The sequence below is a fragment of the Microbulbifer agarilyticus genome (genome assembly GCF_020171345.1).
Lineage (GTDB): Bacteria > Pseudomonadota > Gammaproteobacteria > Pseudomonadales > Cellvibrionaceae > Microbulbifer > Microbulbifer agarilyticus_D.
This window is the reverse complement of sequence record NZ_JAIUZM010000005.1, coordinates 172,931-193,102: the sequence shown is the minus strand read 5'-3', so window position 1 is coordinate 193,102 and position 20,172 is coordinate 172,931. Positions and strand designations below refer to the sequence as shown.

The following is a 20,172-nucleotide window of genomic DNA, read 5'->3' as shown; positions in this document are numbered from 1 at the left end:
GGGACAACAACCGAGAGGCAAAAAAAAGCCGCGGCATTTCTGCCACGGCTTTTTTGCTTTCGATCGAGAGTAAATATTACTCGATGATCTTAGCTACAACGCCAGCACCAACGGTACGGCCACCTTCGCGGATCGCGAAGCGCAGACCATCTTCCATTGCGATCGGTGCAATCAGGGTAACGGTCATCTGAACGTTATCGCCTGGCATTACCATCTCGGTACCTTCTGGCAGTTCACACGCACCAGTTACGTCGGTGGTACGGAAGTAGAACTGCGGACGGTAGCCTTTGAAGAACGGGGTGTGACGACCACCTTCGTCCTTGGACAGTACGTACACTTCTGCTTCGAACTTGGTGTGCGGGGTGATGGAGCCCGGCTTAGCCAGAACCTGACCACGCTCAACTTCGTCACGCTTGGTACCACGCAGCAGCGCACCAATGTTCTCACCAGCGCGGCCTTCGTCCAGCAGCTTGCGGAACATTTCTACACCAGTACAGGTAGTAGTGGTGGTTTCTTTGATACCAACGATCTCGATCTCGTCACCAGTGTTGATAACACCACGCTCAACACGACCGGTAACTACGGTACCACGACCGGAGATGGAGAATACGTCTTCGATCGGCATCAGGAACGGCTGGTCTACCGCACGCTCCGGCTCCGGAATGTACTCGTCCAGGGTTTCAACCAGCTTCTTAACAGCGGTGGTACCCATTTCGTTGTCGTCTTCGCCGTTCAGCGCCATCAGAGCGGAACCAACGATGATCGGGGTGTCGTCACCCGGGAACTCGTACTGGTCCAGAAGTTCACGAACTTCCATCTCAACCAGTTCCAGCAGCTCTTCGTCGTCAACCATGTCGGCTTTGTTCAGGAATACCACGATGTACGGTACACCTACCTGACGAGACAGCAGGATGTGCTCACGAGTCTGCGGCATGGGGCCGTCAGCTGCGGAACATACCAGGATAGCGCCGTCCATCTGAGCAGCACCGGTGATCATGTTCTTAACGTAGTCGGCGTGTCCCGGGCAATCTACGTGTGCGTAGTGACGGGTCGGGGACTCGTATTCAACGTGAGAGGTTGCGATGGTGATACCACGCTCACGCTCTTCCGGAGCGTTGTCGATACCGTCGAAAGCAACAGCGTCGCCGCCCCATACTTCTGCACATACGCGAGTCAGTGCAGCAGTCAGAGTGGTTTTACCGTGGTCAACGTGACCGATGGTGCCCACGTTTACGTGGGGCTTGGAACGTTCAAACTTTTCTTTTCCCATTTTCAGGATCCTCTAACTAAAAAGTTTTAAAGGGACTAAAGCTTAAGCTTTGTTCTTTGCAATGATTTCGTCAGCGACGTTTTTCGGCGCTTCCGCGTACTTCAGGAATTCCATGGTGTAAGTAGCACGGCCCTGGGTAGCAGAACGCAGGTCGGTGGCGTAACCGAACATTTCGGCCAGCGGCACTTCCGCGTTTACAACTTTACCGGACGCATTTTCGTCCATGCCCTGGATCAGGCCGCGACGACGGTTCAGGTCGCCTACTACGTCACCCATGTTCTCTTCCGGGGTAACCACTTCTACCTTCATCACCGGCTCGAGCAGTACAGCACCGCCCACGTCTGCCAGCTTCTTGGTAGCCATGGAGCCCGCGATCTTGAACGCCATTTCGTTGGAGTCCACATCGTGGAAAGAGCCGTCATACAGGGTAGCCTTCAGGCCCAGCAGCGGGTAGCCAGCCAGAACACCGTTCTGCATCTGCTCTTCAATACCCTTGTTTACTGCCGGGATATATTCCTTCGGTACCACACCACCAACGATCTCGTTGACGAATTCCAGACCTTCAGCGGACTCGTCCTCTGCCGGCTCGAATTTCACCCAAACGTGACCGTACTGACCGCGACCACCGGACTGACGAACGAACTTGCCTTCGATCTCAGAGGTGTTGCGGATGGTTTCACGGTAGGCAACCTGAGGCTTACCGATGTTGGCTTCAACGTTGAACTCACGACGCATGCGGTCAACGATGATGTCCAGGTGCAGCTCACCCATACCGGAGATGATGGTCTGGCCAGTCTCTTCGTCGGTCTTGACGCGGAAAGACGGGTCTTCCTGAGCCAGCTTGCCCAGTGCGATGCCCATTTTTTCCTGGTCCGGCTTGGACTTCGGCTCTACCGCTACGGAGATTACCGGCTCCGGGAACTCCATACGCTCGAGGACGATCTTGGCGTCCTCAGAACACAGGGTGTCACCAGTGGTCACATCTTTCAGGCCGATGGCCGCGGCGATGTCACCTGCCAGTACTTCTTTGATTTCCTGACGGTCGTTGGAGTGCATCTGTACCATACGGCCGACACGCTCTTTCTTCTGCTTCACGGAGTTGTATACCGCGGTGCCGCTTTCCAGCTTACCGGAGTACACACGGAAGAAGGTCAGAGTACCAACGAAGGGGTCGGTCGCGATTTTGAACGCCAGTGCAGCAAACGGTGCATTGTCGTCAGCTTCACGGGTTTCAACAGTTTCAGCCGCGTCGAGCAGAGTACCTTCGATCGCCTTAACCTGGTTCGGGGCAGGCAGGAACTCGATAACCGCGTCCAGCATGGCCTGTACGCCCTTGTTCTTGAACGCAGAGCCGCCCAGAACCGGTACGATTTCGTTAGCCAGGGTACGCTGACGGATCGCTGACTTGATCTCTTCTTCGGTCAGCTCACCTTCTTCCAGGTACTTTTCCATCAGTTCTTCGGTCGCTTCCGCAGCCGCTTCAACCAGGAACTCGCGCATTTCTTCGCACTCGTCCTGCATATCCGCCGGGATGTCGCCGTATTCGAAAGTCATGCCCATGTCGTCTTCGTTCCACAGGATGGCTTTCATTTTGATCAGGTCTACAACGCCTTTGAACTCGTCTTCAGAGCCAATGGTCATTTGCAGAGGTACAGCGTTCGCATTCAGGCGATCTTTCAGCTGGCCCACAACCTTGCGGAAGTCCGCACCGGCACGGTCCATCTTGTTTACGAATACCATGCGCGGTACTTCGTACTTGTTCGCCTGGCGCCATACGGTTTCGGTCTGAGGCTGAACGCCTGAAGAGCCGCACAGTACAACGACCGCGCCATCGAGAACACGCAGGGAGCGTTCTACTTCAATGGTGAAGTCAACGTGTCCCGGGGTGTCGATGATGTTTACGCGATGCTGCGGAAACTGCTGCTGCATACCAGCCCAGAAACAGGTGGTTGCTGCAGAAGTAATGGTGATACCGCGCTCTTGTTCCTGCTCCATCCAGTCCATGGTTGCGGCGCCTTCGTGCACCTCACCAATTTTGTGGGACAGACCGGTGTAGAACAGTACGCGCTCGGTAGTCGTGGTTTTACCGGCGTCTACGTGGGCGCAGATACCGATATTACGATAGCGTTCGATAGGCGTTTTACGTGCCACAGTTGTATCCTCGATATAACGGCAAAAGGCAGCCAGGCCGGGTGTTTAAAAACTGGCCGTGCTGCCTTTCGGTTTTAATTGCCGATGTAAATATTCATCAGACTTAGAAGCGACACTATCTTAGAAACGATAGTGAGAGAACGCTTTGTTGGCTTCCGCCATACGGTGCACGTCTTCACGCTTCTTGACCGCACCGCCCTTGTTCTGGGCTGCGTCGATCATTTCATTGGCCAGACGCTGGGCCATAGACTTCTCACCGCGCTTACGGGAGAAATCTACCAGCCAGCGCATTGCCAGCGCGGTACGACGTGCAGGACGCACTTCTACCGGTACCTGGTAGGTAGCACCACCAACACGACGGGATTTTACTTCCACCATCGGGGCGATGTTTTCCAGGGACTCTTCAAAAATTTCAATCGGATCTTTATTCAGCTTTTCTGAAACCAGATCCAGAGCACCGTATACGATGCTCTCTGCCACAGACTTCTTACCAGAGATCATGACATGGTTCATGAACTTGGCCAGAGTCACGTTCCCAAACTTGGGATCGGGCAGTACTTCGCGCTTGGCGACTACTCGTCTTCTTGGCATGGAATTGCCTCTCTTCAGGGTTACTCTGAGATGCCGCCGCATTCGCTAATAACTAGCTTCTACAAATCGGCGAGCTCAGCCTTACTCCGGTTATTCGTTAAACCGAAACGCAAATTGACCTTGGGGGATTATCCCTTAGGACGCTTGGCACCGTACTTAGAACGGCCCTGCTTGCGATCGTTTACGCCGGCACAGTCAAGTGCACCGCGTACAGTGTGGTAGCGCACACCCGGCAAGTCTTTTACACGACCGCCGCGAATCAGTACCACGCTGTGCTCCTGCAGGTTGTGGCCTTCACCGCCGATGTACGAAGTTACTTCGAAACCGTTGGTCAGGCGCACACGACAAACTTTACGCAGTGCGGAGTTCGGCTTCTTCGGTGTAGTGGTATACACACGAGTACAAACTCCACGGCGCTGCGGGCAAGCTTGCAGTGCAGGCACGTCGCTTTTTTCAACTTTGCGTTTTCTCGGCTTACGAACCAACTGGTTGATCGTTGCCATTAAAAATCACTCCAAAATAAAACGCCCCCACCAGTTACAGCAGTGAGGGCCTATCGTCAGTGCGCGATATACCGGCGAACCTGAAGTCCGTCAGGCAATCGCACCCCATTAGCGGGGGCCGCATTCTATAAACGCCGCATCCCCGAGTCAACCACCAAGCGAAGTAAACACTTACATCGCTTGGTGATTTCGATCCGGAACTGACTGGAAAACGCCGTATAGACAGAACCTTCCAGTCAGACTACTCCGTTTCGTTGACCTTATTCCCCGGAAGATTTCAGGGCTTCGGTCAGCGCCGCTTCCACCTCTTCAGCAGAAGGACCTTCGGCGAAGCCTTGGGTCTGCTGCTGGGTGCGCTTGCGCTTGCGCTCGGCGTGGTAGGCGAGACCGGTACCGGCCGGGATCAGACGACCCACTACCACGTTTTCTTTCAGGCCGCGCAGGTTATCGCCCTTACCGGTTACCGCTGCTTCGGTCAGTACGCGGGTGGTCTCCTGGAAGGAGGCCGCTGACAGGAAGGACTCGGTCGCCAGAGACGCTTTGGTGATACCCAGCAGCAGGCGCTCGTACTGAGCCGGTTGCTTGCCTTCGGCACGCAGACGCTCGTTCTCTTCTACCACGCGCTGGTATTCCACCTGGTCGCCCTTGATGAACTCGGAGTCACCCATCTCAAGGATCTCAACCTTACGCAGCATCTGACGCACAATGGTTTCAATGTGCTTGTCGTTAATGCCTACACCCTGGAGGCGGTAAACCTCCTGGATCTCATTGGTAATGTAGCGCGCCAACTCTTCCACGCCCTTCAGGCGCAGAATGTCGTGCGGGTTGGACGGGCCATCGGAGATCACCTCACCCTTCGCTACGGTTTCACCTTCAAATACGGTCAGCTGGCGATGCTTCGGAATCAGTACTTCGTAGTGATCCTTGCCGTTGGCCAGCGGCTTGCCGTCCTGCGGGGTAATCTGCAGACGAACCTTGCCTTTGGTCTCTTTACCGAAAGAAACGGTACCGGAGATTTCCGCCAGGATGGACGGCTCTTTCGGCTTACGCGCTTCGAACAGGTCAGCAACGCGCGGCAGACCACCGGTGATGTCCTTGGTACCGCCGGATTCTTGTGGAATACGTGCGATTACATCACCAACGTTCACCTTGTCGCTGTCCTTCAGGCTCAGGATTGCGCGCGGCGGCAGTGCGTAGTGCGCCGGCGCGTTGGAGTTCGCCAGAGTCAACTCTTCGCCATTCTCGTCCACCAGAGTCACAGCCGGACGCAGGTCTTTACCCGCCGCCGGGCGCTCAGCCGGATCGATCACTTCGATGGAGGACAGGCCCGTGATTTCGTCAGTCTGCTTGCGAATAGACAGACCGTCTTCCATGCCGGACAGCTTCACCCAACCCGCAACCTCGGTGATGATCGGGTGGGTATGCGGATCCCACTTGGCCACGATCTGACCACCGTCGATGCTGGAACCTTCGTCAACGCTGATGATCGCACCGTAAGGCAGCTTGTAGCGCTCACGCTCACGACCAGCGGGGTCGGCAACCGCCAGCTCACCGGAACGAGAAACCGCAACCAAGTTACCCGCTTCGGTTTTCACGGTCTTCAGGTTGTGCAAGCGCACAGTACCGGCCTGTTTCACCTGGATGCTATCCGCTGCAGAAGCACGGCTTGCCGCACCACCGATGTGGAAGGTACGCATGGTCAGCTGGGTACCCGGCTCACCAATGGACTGTGCGGCGACAACGCCCACAGACTCACCCGGGTTCGCGCGGTGACCGCGCGCCAGGTCACGGCCGTAACACTGGGCACAGATACCGTGCGCGGTGGCACAAGTGATGGCGGAACGCACCATAACCTCATCGATACCCATGCCTTCGATACGCTCTACCCAGGCTTCATCGATCATGGTGCCGGCCGGAACCGCGATTTCTTCGCTGCCAGGCTTGGCTACGTCGCGCGCAACCACTCGTCCCAGGATACGGTCACCCAGGGATTCGATCACGTCACCACCCTCGATCACCGGGGTCATGGTCAGACCTTCGTCGGTACCACAGTCGATTTCGGTAATTACCACGTCCTGCGCCACGTCTACCAGACGACGGGTCAGGTAACCGGAGTTCGCGGTTTTCAGTGCGGTATCCGCCAAACCTTTACGAGCACCGTGGGTCGAGATGAAGTACTGCAGTACGCTCAAACCTTCACGGAAATTCGCGGTAATGGCGTTTTCGATAATCGAGCCATCTGGACGCGCCATCAGGCCACGCATACCGGCCAGCTGACGAATCTGCGCTTCAGAACCCCGTGCGCCGGAGTCGGCGTACATGTATACGGAGTTGAAGGAGTCCTGCTCGGTGTCATTACCCTCGCGATCCACCACCGGCTCTTTCTTGATGCCGGCCATCATCGCCTGGGTCACCTTGTCGTTGGTACGGGACCAGACGTCGATGACCTTGTTGTATTTCTCACCCGCAGTCACAAGACCGGAGGCAAACTGGCTTTCGATCTCTTTTACTTCCGCCTCTGCAGACGCAATCAGGTCAGCCTTGGCTGCCGGGATCTCGAAGTCGTTCACACCAATGGAGGAACCGGACTTGGTGGAGAAGTCGAAACCGGTGTACATCAGCTGGTCAGCAAAGATAACCGTCGCTTTCAGACCCACCTTACGGTAACACTCGTTCAGTACGCGGGAGATCGCCTTCTTCTTCATTGGCTGGTTAACCAGCTCGAAGGGCAGGCCTTCCGGTACGATGTTCCACAACAGCGCGCGGCCAACAGTGGTGTCGTACACGGTACGGGTTACGTGCTTTTCGCCGTCTTCACCGATTACAGCCTCGTCGATACGCACCTTGATCTTCGCCTGCAGGCCGGCCTGCTTGGCGTAGAAGGCGCGGCTCACTTCCTTGATATCGGAGAAGGACATGCCTTCACCTTTATCGTTTACACGCTCACGGGTCATCCAGTACAGACCCAGTACCACGTCCTGAGACGGTACGATGATCGGCTCACCGTTTGCCGGCGACAGGATGTTGTTGGTCGACATCATCAGCGCGCGGGATTCCAGCTGCGCTTCAATGGTCAGCGGTACGTGTACCGCCATCTGGTCACCGTCGAAGTCGGCGTTGTACGCCGCACACACCAGCGGGTGCAGCTGAATTGCCTTACCTTCAATCAGTACCGGCTCAAATGCCTGGATACCCAGACGGTGCAGAGTCGGTGCACGGTTCAGCAGTACCGGGTGCTCGCGAATCACTTCGTCGAGAATGTCCCATACCACCGCTTCTTCGCGCTCGACCATTTTCTTGGCCGCTTTAATGGTGGTTGCCAGGCCGCGGGCTTCCAGTTTGCCGAAAATAAACGGCTTGAACAGCTCAAGGGCCATCTTCTTCGGCAGACCACACTGGTGCAGACGCAGGGTCGGACCTACCACGATCACGGAACGACCGGAGTAATCCACACGCTTACCGAGCAGGTTCTGACGGAAACGACCCTGCTTACCTTTAATCATGTCTGCCAGAGACTTCAGCGGGCGCTTGTTGGAGCCAGTAATGGCGCGGCCGCGACGGCCGTTATCCAGCAGTGCGTCCACAGACTCCTGCAGCATACGCTTTTCGTTGCGCACGATGATGTCCGGCGCGTTCAGCTCGAGCAGACGCTTCAGACGGTTGTTACGGTTGATCACGCGACGGTACAGGTCGTTCAGGTCGGAGGTCGCGAAGCGGCCACCGTCCAGCGGTACCAACGGGCGCAGATCCGGCGGCAGAACCGGCAGAGCCTGCATGATCATCCACTCCGGCTTGTTGCCGGACTTGTAGAAGGCTTCCAGCAGCTTGAGGCGCTTGGACAGCTTCTTGATCTTGGTTTCAGAGTTGGTTGCCGGAATCTCTTCGCGCAGGCGCTGGATTTCCTGAGGCAGGTCGATGTCGTTCATCAGCTCCTGAATGGCTTCCGCACCCATTTTTGCTTCGAACTCATCGGCGAACTCTTCCATCGCTTCGAAGTACTGCTCGTCGTTCAGCAGCTGGCCGCGCTCCAGGGTAGTCATACCCGGATCGGTCACAACGTAAGATTCGAAGTACAGTACACGCTCGATGTCGCGCAGGGTCATGTCCAGCAGCAGGCCGATACGGGACGGCAGGGACTTCAGGAACCAGATGTGCGCAACCGGGCTGGCCAGCTCGATGTGGCCCATACGCTCACGGCGTACTTTCGCCTTGGTTACTTCAACACCGCACTTCTCACAGATGATGCCGCGGTGCTTCATGCGCTTGTACTTGCCGCACAGACACTCGTAGTCCTTTACCGGGCCAAAAATCTTGGCACAGAACAGACCTTCACGCTCTGGCTTGAACGTACGGTAGTTGATGGTCTCCGGCTTTTTCACTTCACCGTAGGACCAGGAGCGAATCGTGTCCGGGGATGCCAGACCGATACGGATAGCGTCAAATTCTTCGAGCTGATCCTGGGCTTTCACCAGGTTTAACAAATCTTTCAAGGTCTTTCCTCCACTAGGGGGTAGTCTTCCCGGCCAACTGCCTCTGGGGCCGGGAGGGCCGGTGGTGGCCATTGCTGCGGGCCGCCACCGGTCTCTGTCTACTAAATCCGATTAATACCAGTGTTATTCGTTTTCCAGCTCGAAGTTCATGCCGAGCGAGCGGATTTCTTTAACCAGTACGTTGAAGGATTCGGGCATGCCCGGTTCCATGCGGTGGTCGCCATCCACGATGTTCTTGTACATCTTGGTACGACCTTCAACGTCATCGGATTTGACCGTGAGCATTTCCTGCAGGGTGTAAGCAGCACCGTATGCTTCCAGTGCCCACACCTCCATCTCACCGAAGCGCTGGCCACCGAACTGCGCCTTACCACCCAGCGGCTGCTGGGTAACCAGGCTGTAAGAACCGGTAGAACGCGCGTGCATCTTGTCGTCTACCAGGTGGTTCAGCTTCAGCATGTACATGTAGCCAACGGTTACCGGACGCTCGAAGGCATCACCGGTACGGCCATCGTACAGGGTGATCTGGCCGGAATCCGGGATGTCAGCCAGACGCAGCAGCTTCTTGATCTCGGGCTCTGCCGCACCGTCGAATACCGGAGTCGCCATGGGTACACCGCGGCGCAGGTTTTCGGACATGGACAGCACTTCTTCGTCAGACAGCTCGTCCAGCTCTTCCTTGCGGCCGCCGGTGGAGTTGTAGACGTCTTCCAGGAAGCCACGGATCTTCGCCGCTTCCTGTTTCTCTTTGATCATGCGATCAATTTTCACGCCCAGGCCTTTCGCCGCCATACCCAGGTGCATTTCCAGAACCTGACCAACGTTCATACGAGACGGAACACCCAGCGGGTTAAGAACCACGTCTACCGGCTCACCATTCTCGTCGTAAGGCATGTCTTCCACCGGCTTGATCACGGAGATAACACCTTTGTTACCGTGACGGCCGGCCATCTTGTCACCAGGCTGGATGCGACGTTTGATCGCCAGGTATACCTTGACGATTTTCAGTACGCCCGGCGCCAGATCGTCGCCAGATTCCAGTTTCTTCTTCTTGTCTTCGAACTGCTCGTCCAGCAGCTTGCGGCGATCGCTCAGCTGAGCTTCCGCTTTTTCCAGCTGCTCGTTCAGGCTCTCTTCTGCCATGCGCAGTTTGAACCAGTCTTCACGCGGCAGTTCGGACAGGATCTCAGCGGTCAGTACGTCGCCTTTCTTGACGCCTTTACCGCCGGCAACTTTCTGGCCTTCCAGCGCAGCGGCCAGACGCTCGAAGGTAGCGCCTTCAACGATGCGGTACTCTTCGTTCAGGTCCTTGCGTACTTCGTCCAGCTGCGCCTTCTCGATAGCGAGGGAGCGCTGGTCTTTCTGCAGGCCGTCGCGGGTGAAGACCTGTACGTCGATCACGGTACCGCGGGTGCCGGAAGGCGCACGCAGGGAAGTGTCTTTAACGTCAGAGGCCTTCTCACCGAAGATCGCACGCAGCAGTTTTTCTTCCGGAGTCAGCTGGGCTTCGCCTTTCGGGGTCACCTTACCAACCAGGATGTCACCAGCGCCCACTTCCGCACCGATGTACACGATGCCGGACTCATCCAGTTTGTTCAGCGCAGACTCGCCCACGTTGGGGATATCTGCGGTGATTTCCTCACTGCCCAGCTTGGTGTCACGGGCAATACAGGTCAGTTCCTGAATGTGGATGGTGGTGAAGCGGTCTTCCTGTACCACGCGCTCGGATACCAGGATGGAATCCTCAAAGTTGTAACCGTTCCAGGGCATGAACGCGATGCGCATGTTCTGGCCCAGCGCCAGCTCACCCAGGTCGACAGAAGGACCGTCGGCGAGGATGTCGCCGCGCGCAACCACGTCACCGGTCTTCACGATCGGGCGCTGGTTGATGCAGGTGTTCTGGTTAGAGCGGGTGTACTTGGTCAGACCATACAGATCCACACCCGCATCACCGGCTTCTACTTCGTCGTTGTGTACACGTACAACAACACGGCTGGCATCGACACGCTCAATCACACCACCGCGCTTGGCAACGATACATACACCGGAGTCGCGCGCTACGGTGCGCTCCATGCCAGTACCTACCAGCGGCTTGTCGGCGCGCAGAGTCGGCACCGCCTGACGCTGCATGTTGGAACCCATGAGTGCACGGTTCGCATCATCGTGTTCCAGGAACGGAATCATTGCCGCAGCCACAGACACAACCTGACGGGCGGAAACGTCCATGTACTGGATCTCTTCCGGTGCTTTCAGGGTGAATTCGTACTGGTGACGCACGCTTACCAGGTCATCGGTGAAGCGACCGTTCTCATCTACTTCTGCGGAAGCCTGTGCAACGATGTAGTTGGCTTCGTTAATCGCTGACAGGTATTCGATCTCGTCGGTTACCTGGCCGTCGACAACCTTGCGGTACGGGCTTTCCAGGAAGCCGTAGTGGTTGGCACGGGCATAGGTCGCCAGCGAGTTGATCAGACCAATGTTCGGACCTTCCGGCGTCTCAATCGGACATACGCGGCCGTAGTGGGTCGGGTGCACGTCGCGCACCTCGAAGCCCGCACGCTCGCGGGTCAGACCACCCGGGCCCAGTGCAGAAACACGGCGCTTGTGGGTCACTTCCGACAGCGGGTTGTTCTGGTCCATAAACTGGGACAGCTGGGAGGAACCGAAGAATTCCTTCACCGCAGCGGCGACCGGCTTGGCGTTGATCAGATCCTGCGGCATCAAGCCTTCGGATTCCGCCATGGACAGACGCTCTTTCACCGCGCGCTCAACACGTACCAGACCAACACGGAATTGGTTTTCGGCCATTTCGCCCACGGAACGTACACGACGGTTACCCAGGTGGTCGATATCGTCGACCATACCGCGACCGTTACGGATCTCGATCAGGGTCTTCAGAACATCGACGATATCGTCTTTGCTCAGGGTGCCCTCACCGGTCTCGTCCGCACGCCCCAGACGACGGTTGAACTTCATGCGGCCTACCGCAGACAGGTCATAACGTTCGTCGGAGAAGAACAGGTTCTCGAACAGGGATTCCGCAGATTCCTTGGTGGGCGGCTCGCCCGGGCGCATCATGCGGTAGATTTCTACCAGTGCTTCCAGCTCGGTGCGGGAAGGGTCGGCGCGCAGCGTGTCGGAAATGAACGGACCACAGTCCAGATCGTTGGTATACAGGGTGTTGAAGCTGTCGACATTCATCAGGCGCAGCTTGGTGATCACCTCTTCGGTGATCTCGGCGTTCGCCTCAACAACGACTTCACCGGTGCCTTCATCAATTACGTCGTGGGCTAGTACACGGCCGTAGGCATAGGAAATTGGCGCTTCCAGCTTCTCTACGCCGGCTTTTTCCAGCTGGCGAATGTGACGTGGCGTCACACGGCGACCTTCCTCAACGATGACCTTGCCGCTGCCATCCTTGATATCGAAGGACGCAACATCACCGCGCAGGCGGGAAGGAATCAGATCCAGACTGACAGTTTCTTCGTTCAGGGTGAACTTGCTGGTATCGAAGAACATTTCCAGCATTTCTTGCGAGCTGTAACCCAGTGCGCGCAGCAGAATGGTCGCCGGTAATTTACGACGACGGTCGATACGCACATACACCAGATCCTTCGGGTCGAACTCGAAGTCGAGCCAGGAGCCGCGGTAAGGAATTACCCGTGCGGCGTACAGCAACTTACCGGAAGAGTGTGTCTTACCTTTATCGTGATCGAAGAATACACCCGGGGAGCGGTGTAGCTGAGACACGATAACACGCTCGGTACCATTGATTACGAAGGTACCGTTTTCAGTCATGAGCGGAATCTCGCCCATGTACACTTCCTGCTCTTTAATGTCCTTGATGGACTTATTCGCAGATTCTTTATCGTAAATAATCAGACGAACGCGCACACGCAGCGGGCACGCGTAAGTGACGCCGCGCAGGGTACACTCTTTTACATCAAAGGCAGGTTTGCCGAGGGTGTAGCTCACATATTCCAGTGCGGCATTGCCAGAGTAGCTGACAATTGGAAATACAGACTTGAACGCCGCCTGCAGGCCGATATCCAGACGCTCATCCGGGCGCGTGTCGGCCTGCGTAAATTTGCGATACGAGTCCAGCTGTATCGCAAGCAGGAAAGGCACGTCCATGACCTTAGGCAGTTTGCCAAAATCCTTGCGGATACGTTTTTTCTCAGTGTATGAGTAAGCCATTCATATTCCCCAGCTTGATCGGTGACAAGACTTCATCAGAGCTACGGTCAGCAACCTGACGTACGCAGCCCATCCGGGCGAGAAGTCTCTGCACATTGCGCTACGCTTAAAGGACTGCCCAAAAAACATACCGCCCTGTGCACAAACCTCTCGGTTTGATTGCCGTTTACCTTGCGACCTACTCCTCACCAGTGGCGGGAAAAGCCCCATGCTGCAAACGGCAAAAAGGCCGGCGGACAAAAGTCCACCAGCCTTTCCGCCGGCAACCGACTGATCGGCCCCGGCGGTGGTGTGTAAAACCGAATTACTTCAGTTCTACGGTAGCACCAGCTTCTTCCAGCTCTTTCTTCGCTGCTTCGGCTTCGTCTTTGGAAACGCCTTCTTTCAGCGGGCTCGGAGCACCGTCTACCAGCGCCTTGGCTTCTTTCAGGCCCAGACCGGTGATGCCGCGAACAGCTTTGATCACGTTTACTTTCTTGTCGCCAGCAGAGGTCAGAATTACGTCGAATTCGTCTTTCTCTTCTGCAGCAGCTTCGCCGCCAGCCGGGCCCGCCATAACAGCAGCAGCTGCGGTCACGCCGAACTTTTCTTCCATAGCTTCGATCAGCTCAACAACGTCCTTAACGGACATTTCGGCGATCGCATTGATGATATCTTCTTTAGTCAGAGACATGAGTTAGTACCTGATTTCGTGTGAGCAGCAAACTGCTCGTAATTTCTATAAAAAGTGGATAACTGCCATTTCGCTTTTGCGAAACTATTAAGCAGCTTCCTGCTCTTTCTGGTCGCGAACGGCCGCAATAGTGCGAACCAGTTTGCCAGCGGATGCTTCTTTCATGCAGCTCATCAGCTTAGCGATTGCTTCATCGTAAGTCGGCAGGCTTGCCAACAGAGCGATGTCAGTCGCTACGCCTTCGAAGGCGGCACCTTTCAGCTCCAGCTTTTCATTGTCTTTCGCGAACGCCTTGAGGATGCGCGCGCCGGCACCCGGGTGTTCGTTAGAGAAAGCAATGATGCTGGGACCTACGAACGTCTCGATCAGACATTCGAATTCGGTACCGGCCAGAGCGCGACGCGCCAGAGTATTGCGGACGACTTTTAACCAAACGCCGTTCTCGCGAGCCTCTTTGCGCAGGGCAGTCATGTCATTCACGGTTACGCCACGGGAATCCGCAACAACCGCAGACAGAGCACCCTCAGCAGCCTGCTGGACTTCCGCGACAATCGCTTTCTTGTCTACGAGTCCAATAGCCATAGTGTCACTCCTGGATTTGAAAAAAGATTGGGGTCAAATGAACCCAATCCGTTCCGGTGCAAAAAGCTCAAATCCAGTAAAAATACTGGTTTGGGCAACACCGTCTGCGTAGGCTCGCACTCACTTAAGGCCAACCTGGCCGGAGCGCGGATTAAGCGGGGAGCATTTAAACCTCAAACACCCACCGCACCTACGGTCTTTGACGGCCCGCCGCATTGCCTAAGCGATGCGGCGAACCCCAAAGTTCTTTTACAATCTGGCGTAGTAATTACTGTATGTAACTTACTTAACGTCCAGAGAAGCCTGATCGAGGACCAGACCCGGGCCCATGGTGGTGCTCAGGGTGATCTTCTTCAGATATACGCCCTTGGCAGAAGCCGGCTTGGCCTTTTTCAGGTCAGCAACCAGTGCTTCCAGGTTTTCTTTCAGCGCGTTCGCGTCGAAAGACACCTTGCCGATGCCGCCGTGAATGATGCCGCCTTTGTCAGCGCGGAAACGCACCTGACCAGCTTTCGCATTCTTAACCGCAGTCGCTACGTCCGGGGTAACGGTGCCGGTTTTCGGGTTCGGCATCAGGCCGCGCGGGCCGAGGATCTGACCCAGCTGACCAACAACGCGCATAGCGTCCGGAGAGGCCACAACTACGTCGAAATCCATCTTGCCAGCTTTAACTTCCGCAGCCAGCTCGTCCATACCAACGATGTCAGCGCCCGCTTCTTTCGCGGCGTCGGCATTGGCACCCTGGGTGAATACAGCAACACGTACTTCTTTACCGGTACCGTGCGGCAGGGTGGTCGCGCCGCGAACAGCCTGGTCGGATTTACGCGGATCAATACCCAGGTTGATCGCTGCGTCTACGGTTTCAGAGAACTTAACGTTGGAGAACTCTTTCAGCAGCGCTACTGCTTCGTCGATACCGTAAGCTTTGCCAGCTTCCAGTTTTTCAGCCATTGCGCGCTGACGCTTGGTCAATTTAGCCACTTACAGACCCTCCACTTCGATACCGGCACTGCGAGCAGAACCAGCGATGGTGCGCACCGCTGCGTCCATGTCGGATGCAGTGAGGTCTGCTTTTTTCATTTCAACGATTTCTTCGAGCTGAGCACGGGTCACTTTACCGACTTTCTCGGTGTTCGGACGGCCAGAACCGCTCTTGATCTTGGCAGCCTTGCGCAGCAGAACCGACGCGGGCGGCGACTTCATGATGAAGGTGAAGGAGCGATCGTTGTAAACAGAGATCACTACCGGTACCGGCAGGCCTGGCTCCAGGCTCTGGGTCTGTGCGTTAAACGCTTTACAGAACTCCATGATGTTTACGCCGTGCTGGCCCAGTGCGGGACCAACGGGGGGGCTCGGGTTGGCCTGACCGGCCTTAACTTGCAGCTTGATGTAAGCTTCTACTTTCTTAGCCATTACAGCTTCCTCTTTAACTGGGTATTAGCGCCTGCGCTGTACACTTATACAAACGTGCAACGCTCAGCTCCCCTGTTTCCCATCCGGCCAATGCATTTTCAGCACTGGGTTTTCAGGGACGCGAAAGCCCTCTTTCGCCGAAACGAAAGAGGGCCGAATCCTTTCAGCTTGAACTCAGCTCTTTTCTACCTGACCGAATTCCAGCTCTACCGGTGTGGAGCGACCGAAGATCAACACCGCCACTCGCAGGCGGCTCTTCTCGTAGTTGACTTCCTCAACCACACCATTGAAATCATTAAACGGACCATCGATAACACGCACCATTTCGCCCGGCTCGAACAGCGTCTTGGGCTTGGGCTTATCAACGGAGTCGTCGATGCGATTCAAAATCGCTTGAGCTTCCCGATCGGTAATTGGTGCAGGCTTGTCCGCCTTGCCACCAATAAAACCCAGCACACGCGGGGTCTCTTTGACCAGGTGCCAGGTGTCGTCGTTCAACTCCATTTCCACCAGTACGTAACCGGGGAAGAATTTACGCTCACTCTTGCGCTTTTGGCCGGCACGCATTTCCACCACTTCCTCGGTGGGCACCAGCACCTCACCAAAGAGATGGTCCATTTCGTGCAGCTCAATGCGCTCCTTCAGAGAAGTCTTTACACGCTTCTCATAGCCGGAGTAGGCCTGAACCACATACCAATGCTTTGCCATGGATTAACCTTTAGCCAATGATCTTGGAAGCAATCCAGCCAAGACCGGAGTCCAACGCCCAGAGAATGACCGCCATCAGCAGCACAAACACAACCACGATCAGGGTGGTCTGGGTTGCTTCTTGACGGGTCGGCCATACTACGCGGCGCACTTCATTTTGCGCTTCCCGCAGCAGATTCCAGAAGGCATTACCCTTCTCGGTCTGCACTGCAACAAATACCGCAACCAAGCAAAGCGCAACGATTGCCAGCACACGATACAACAGGGGAATTTCGGCGTAGTAGGAATTGCCGGCAACTGCAGCGCCAATCAACGCCACGACCACCAGCCACTTGAGGCCGTCAAGACGAAAGGTTTTCGCCTCTACTTTTGCATTCATACAAAGAAGCCTTTAGTGCGCCCAGATACTGCAAGGCGCCTTTATTGCCTACGACCACAAAGAGCGACAGCAGTACAGGATAGCCCAACTGCAGGCCCCTTGCGGGCATCTGAAAGTTGGCAGGCCAGGAGGGACTCGAACCCCCAACAGCCGGTTTTGGAGACCGGTGCTCTACCAATTGAACTACTGGCCTGGAACACATCCGGAGGTAGACTGCGCCATCTCCGGAAAAAATGAGGGGCGGATCATACCACCGACCCCAGCATTTGCAAGCGCGACTACAGATTCACATTGTAGTCGCGCTTTTCACCGATTACTCGATGATTTTGGCTACAACACCAGCACCAACGGTACGGCCACCTTCGCGGATCGCGAAGCGCAGACCATCTTCCATTGCGATCGGTGCAATCAGGGTAACGGTCATCTGAACGTTATCGCCTGGCATTACCATCTCGGTACCTTCTGGCAGTTCACACGCACCAGTTACGTCGGTGGTACGGAAGTAGAACTGCGGACGGTAGCCTTTGAAGAACGGGGTGTGACGACCACCTTCGTCCTTGGACAGTACGTACACTTCTGCTTCGAACTTGGTGTGCGGGGTGATGGAGCCCGGCTTAGCCAGAACCTGACCACGCTCAACTTCGTCACGCTTGGTACCACGCAGCAGCGCACCAATGTTCTCACCAGCGCGGCCTTCGTCCAGCAGCTTGCGGAACATTTCTACACCAGTACAGGTAGTAGTGGTGGTTTCTTTGATACCAACGATCTCGATCTCGTCACCAGTGTTGATAACACCACGCTCAACACGACCGGTAACTACGGTACCACGACCGGAGATGGAGAATACGTCTTCGATCGGCATCAGGAACGGCTGGTCTACCGCACGCTCCGGCTCCGGAATGTACTCGTCCAGGGTTTCAACCAGCTTCTTAACAGCGGTGGTACCCATTTCGTTGTCGTCTTCGCCGTTCAGCGCCATCAGAGCGGAACCAACGATGATCGGGGTGTCGTCACCCGGGAACTCGTACTGGTCCAGAAGTTCACGAACTTCCATCTCAACCAGTTCCAGCAGCTCTTCGTCGTCAACCATGTCGGCTTTGTTCAGGAATACCACGATGTACGGTACACCTACCTGACGAGACAGCAGGATGTGCTCACGAGTCTGCGGCATGGGGCCGTCAGCTGCGGAACATACCAGGATAGCGCCGTCCATCTGAGCAGCACCGGTGATCATGTTCTTAACGTAGTCGGCGTGTCCCGGGCAATCTACGTGTGCGTAGTGACGGGTCGGGGACTCGTATTCAACGTGAGAGGTTGCGATGGTGATACCACGCTCACGCTCTTCCGGAGCGTTGTCGATACCGTCGAAAGCAACAGCGTCGCCGCCCCATACTTCTGCACATACGCGAGTCAGTGCAGCAGTCAGAGTGGTTTTACCGTGGTCAACGTGACCGATGGTGCCCACGTTTACGTGGGGCTTGGAACGTTCAAACTTTTCTTTTCCCATTGCGGGCCTCCCAATATAAGCGTGAGCCGCACGCGCGGCCTTACCAAGAAAAACCCCCGGAAATCCGCTCGGGAGCCTTTTGCACCCGGACCGCAACAACGCAAAACCCGGATACAAATAACCGCGGAGACACAGGCCACCGCGGTTACGAATAATGGAGCTCATGGGCGGATTTGAACCGCCGACCTCACCCTTACCAAGGGTGTGCTCTACCCCTGAGCTACATGAGCTTACTCCAACGACCGGCAATCCTGCCGGCGCAGGCGGGGCCGCCTGCTTTCTTGCAACCTAAGCTGCAAGATTCCAAATGCCTTTCCAAGCAGGCTCCACACAATGAAATGGAGCGGGCAGCGGGAATCGAACCCGCATCATCAGCTTGGAAGGCTGAGGTTCTACCATTGAACTATGCCCGCGCTATCGCGTGCGAAAACCTCCAACCAAAAGAGCAACAATCTCTTCCGGCTTCGATGCCAGCACACAGGCATCTAAATAATGGTGCAGGGGGGTGGATTCGAACCACCGAAGCTTGCGCGTCAGATTTACAGTCTGATCCCTTTGGCCACTCGGGAACCCCTGCTCGAAAGCGGTGCGTATTTTCTACAGCGACCCGATCGATGTCAACAAGTTTTTCCTTAAAATTCACACACTTAACTGAACTTCTTCAGCAACCTGTGGAACAGGATAGAGATGGAGCTGACGAGAGGAGTCGAACCCCCGACCGGCTGATTACAAGTCAGCTGCTCTACCAACTGAGCTACGTCAGCATCTCCAAAACGAAGCCTTGCGGCCTCTCTGTGAAACCCGAGGGTTCACTCACTTCAAAGGTTGTTGATCCCCCCTGAAGTGGAGGCGGGATTCTAGGGGAAGTGATGACGACACGCAACAGCCTGTTGTCGTTTTTCTTCACCCCAGGCAGACATTTCTCTGTTACTGCTCGGCACCGGCCTCACGTATCTCGCTACACACGTTTTGGCGGCGCCCGATATCCGGATAATCCAACTGTAGTTGCTGCCAAAACTCCTCGCCCACAAGCTCTGGCGAACCGCCATCCGCGGAAGGACCGGCACTGCTGAGCACGACCCAGCGCTCCAGATAGGTTTGCGGCTCTTCGCGGTATTCGGCGTCAAATCCGCGCGCGCGCAACTCCTCGGTTAGAGACTGCGCGCGGTCAATCTCGGAAAAAATACCAAAGGAAATACCATTCTCCAGCGATCCCTTGGGGATCACATAACTATCCACCCCCGCAGCCTGGAGCTCACGCAGCTTGCGGAAGGCGTCTTTGGATGAGTTCAACGGCGCCAGGTAGACCCAGTAGCGCATTTGCCCCTGCATCTCGATGTCGCGCAAATCTGCCTCAACCTGCAGGGCCTGCAGACGGCGCACCACATCCTCCCCCTGATAGGCCTCATCAAACGGCCCGACCATGGTGCACAGGGGGTCTGCAACCGTATCGACCGCTGGCTCCGAATGCGCAGGCGGCTGCGCCTCGGCGACAGGTGCCCGCGCCGCCAGCTCTTCAGGGTCCAGTTCGTTAACCAGAGATATGGTGTCAGCGCCGCGATCCGCCTGCGACACCACTACAGTCTTTGCCGGGGTGCGCTCGGTGGTCATAAACCAGCCGAACAAACCCAGATTCGCAACCACCAACAAGAAAAATATCCAGCGCATAGGGACTTCGTTGCTCTATTCCACGTAATTAATTCAAACC

The 20,172-nt window shown here is 56.0% G+C and carries 14 protein-coding genes and 5 tRNA genes; all 19 read right to left on the bottom strand.

What is annotated here, in order from left to right; translation table 11 throughout:
• Positions 1-76: 76 nt before the first annotated feature.
• The gene (gene tuf, locus LCM31_RS15590; protein WP_222232482.1) at positions 77-1,270 is read right to left on the bottom strand and encodes an elongation factor Tu; all 1,194 of its coding nucleotides are present in this window, start codon (positions 1,268-1,270) and stop codon (positions 77-79) included.
• A 42-nt stretch (positions 1,271-1,312) separates the two neighbouring features.
• On the bottom strand, positions 1,313-3,421 hold the full coding sequence (fusA, locus tag LCM31_RS15585) for an elongation factor G (RefSeq protein WP_224871615.1): 2,109 nt from the start codon (positions 3,419-3,421) through the stop codon (positions 1,313-1,315).
• Between the two features lie 120 nt (positions 3,422-3,541).
• A complete protein-coding gene (gene rpsG / locus LCM31_RS15580) occupies positions 3,542-4,012 on the bottom strand; it encodes a 30S ribosomal protein S7 (RefSeq protein ID WP_222232490.1) in 471 nt (156 codons plus the stop codon).
• Between the two features lie 128 nt (positions 4,013-4,140).
• The gene (gene rpsL, locus LCM31_RS15575) at positions 4,141-4,515 is read right to left on the bottom strand and encodes a 30S ribosomal protein S12 (protein ID WP_010130332.1); all 375 of its coding nucleotides are present in this window, start codon (positions 4,513-4,515) and stop codon (positions 4,141-4,143) included.
• Between the two features lie 260 nt (positions 4,516-4,775).
• Positions 4,776-9,005 carry a DNA-directed RNA polymerase subunit beta' gene (rpoC, locus tag LCM31_RS15570; protein WP_224871613.1) on the bottom strand — a complete coding sequence of 1,410 codons (4,230 nt, stop codon included), beginning with the start codon at positions 9,003-9,005 and terminating at the stop codon, positions 4,776-4,778.
• A 123-nt stretch (positions 9,006-9,128) separates the two neighbouring features.
• Positions 9,129-13,202 (bottom strand): DNA-directed RNA polymerase subunit beta, encoded by a 4,074-nt coding sequence (rpoB, locus tag LCM31_RS15565; RefSeq protein ID WP_224871611.1) that lies wholly within the window; start codon positions 13,200-13,202, stop codon positions 9,129-9,131.
• Positions 13,203-13,506: 304 nt separating this feature from the next.
• Positions 13,507-13,875, bottom strand: coding sequence for a 50S ribosomal protein L7/L12 (gene rplL, locus LCM31_RS15560; protein WP_224871609.1), 369 nt, complete (start codon positions 13,873-13,875; stop codon positions 13,507-13,509).
• Between the two features lie 87 nt (positions 13,876-13,962).
• Positions 13,963-14,457, bottom strand: a complete 495-nt coding sequence (gene rplJ, locus LCM31_RS15555; protein WP_077406725.1) for a 50S ribosomal protein L10 — start codon at positions 14,455-14,457, stop codon at positions 13,963-13,965.
• Positions 14,458-14,739: 282 nt separating this feature from the next.
• Entirely contained in the window at positions 14,740-15,438 is a 699-nt protein-coding gene (rplA, locus tag LCM31_RS15550; protein ID WP_224871607.1) for a 50S ribosomal protein L1, read from the bottom strand.
• Positions 15,439-15,870, bottom strand: coding sequence for a 50S ribosomal protein L11 (gene rplK / locus LCM31_RS15545; RefSeq protein ID WP_224871605.1), 432 nt, complete (start codon positions 15,868-15,870; stop codon positions 15,439-15,441). It abuts the gene before it with no gap.
• A 174-nt stretch (positions 15,871-16,044) separates the two neighbouring features.
• Positions 16,045-16,578, bottom strand: a complete 534-nt coding sequence (nusG, locus tag LCM31_RS15540; RefSeq protein ID WP_224871603.1) for a transcription termination/antitermination protein NusG — start codon at positions 16,576-16,578, stop codon at positions 16,045-16,047.
• Positions 16,579-16,588: 10 nt separating this feature from the next.
• The gene (gene secE / locus LCM31_RS15535) at positions 16,589-16,957 is read right to left on the bottom strand and encodes a preprotein translocase subunit SecE (RefSeq protein ID WP_010130322.1); all 369 of its coding nucleotides are present in this window, start codon (positions 16,955-16,957) and stop codon (positions 16,589-16,591) included.
• 117 nt (positions 16,958-17,074) lie between these two features.
• Positions 17,075-17,150, bottom strand: a tRNA-Trp gene (locus LCM31_RS15530).
• A 120-nt stretch (positions 17,151-17,270) separates the two neighbouring features.
• Positions 17,271-18,464 carry an elongation factor Tu gene (gene tuf, locus LCM31_RS15525; protein ID WP_222232482.1) on the bottom strand — a complete coding sequence of 398 codons (1,194 nt, stop codon included), beginning with the start codon at positions 18,462-18,464 and terminating at the stop codon, positions 17,271-17,273.
• Positions 18,465-18,619: 155 nt separating this feature from the next.
• Positions 18,620-18,694: transfer RNA gene (locus LCM31_RS15520), tRNA-Thr, on the bottom strand.
• A 109-nt stretch (positions 18,695-18,803) separates the two neighbouring features.
• A tRNA-Gly gene (locus LCM31_RS15515) sits at positions 18,804-18,877 on the bottom strand.
• An 80-nt stretch (positions 18,878-18,957) separates the two neighbouring features.
• Positions 18,958-19,041 (bottom strand) — tRNA-Tyr (locus LCM31_RS15510).
• Between the two features lie 111 nt (positions 19,042-19,152).
• Positions 19,153-19,228 (bottom strand) — tRNA-Thr (locus LCM31_RS15505).
• Positions 19,229-19,391: 163 nt separating this feature from the next.
• Positions 19,392-20,132 (bottom strand): SPOR domain-containing protein, encoded by a 741-nt coding sequence (locus tag LCM31_RS15500; protein ID WP_224871602.1) that lies wholly within the window; start codon positions 20,130-20,132, stop codon positions 19,392-19,394.
• Positions 20,133-20,172: the final 40 nt, after the last annotated feature.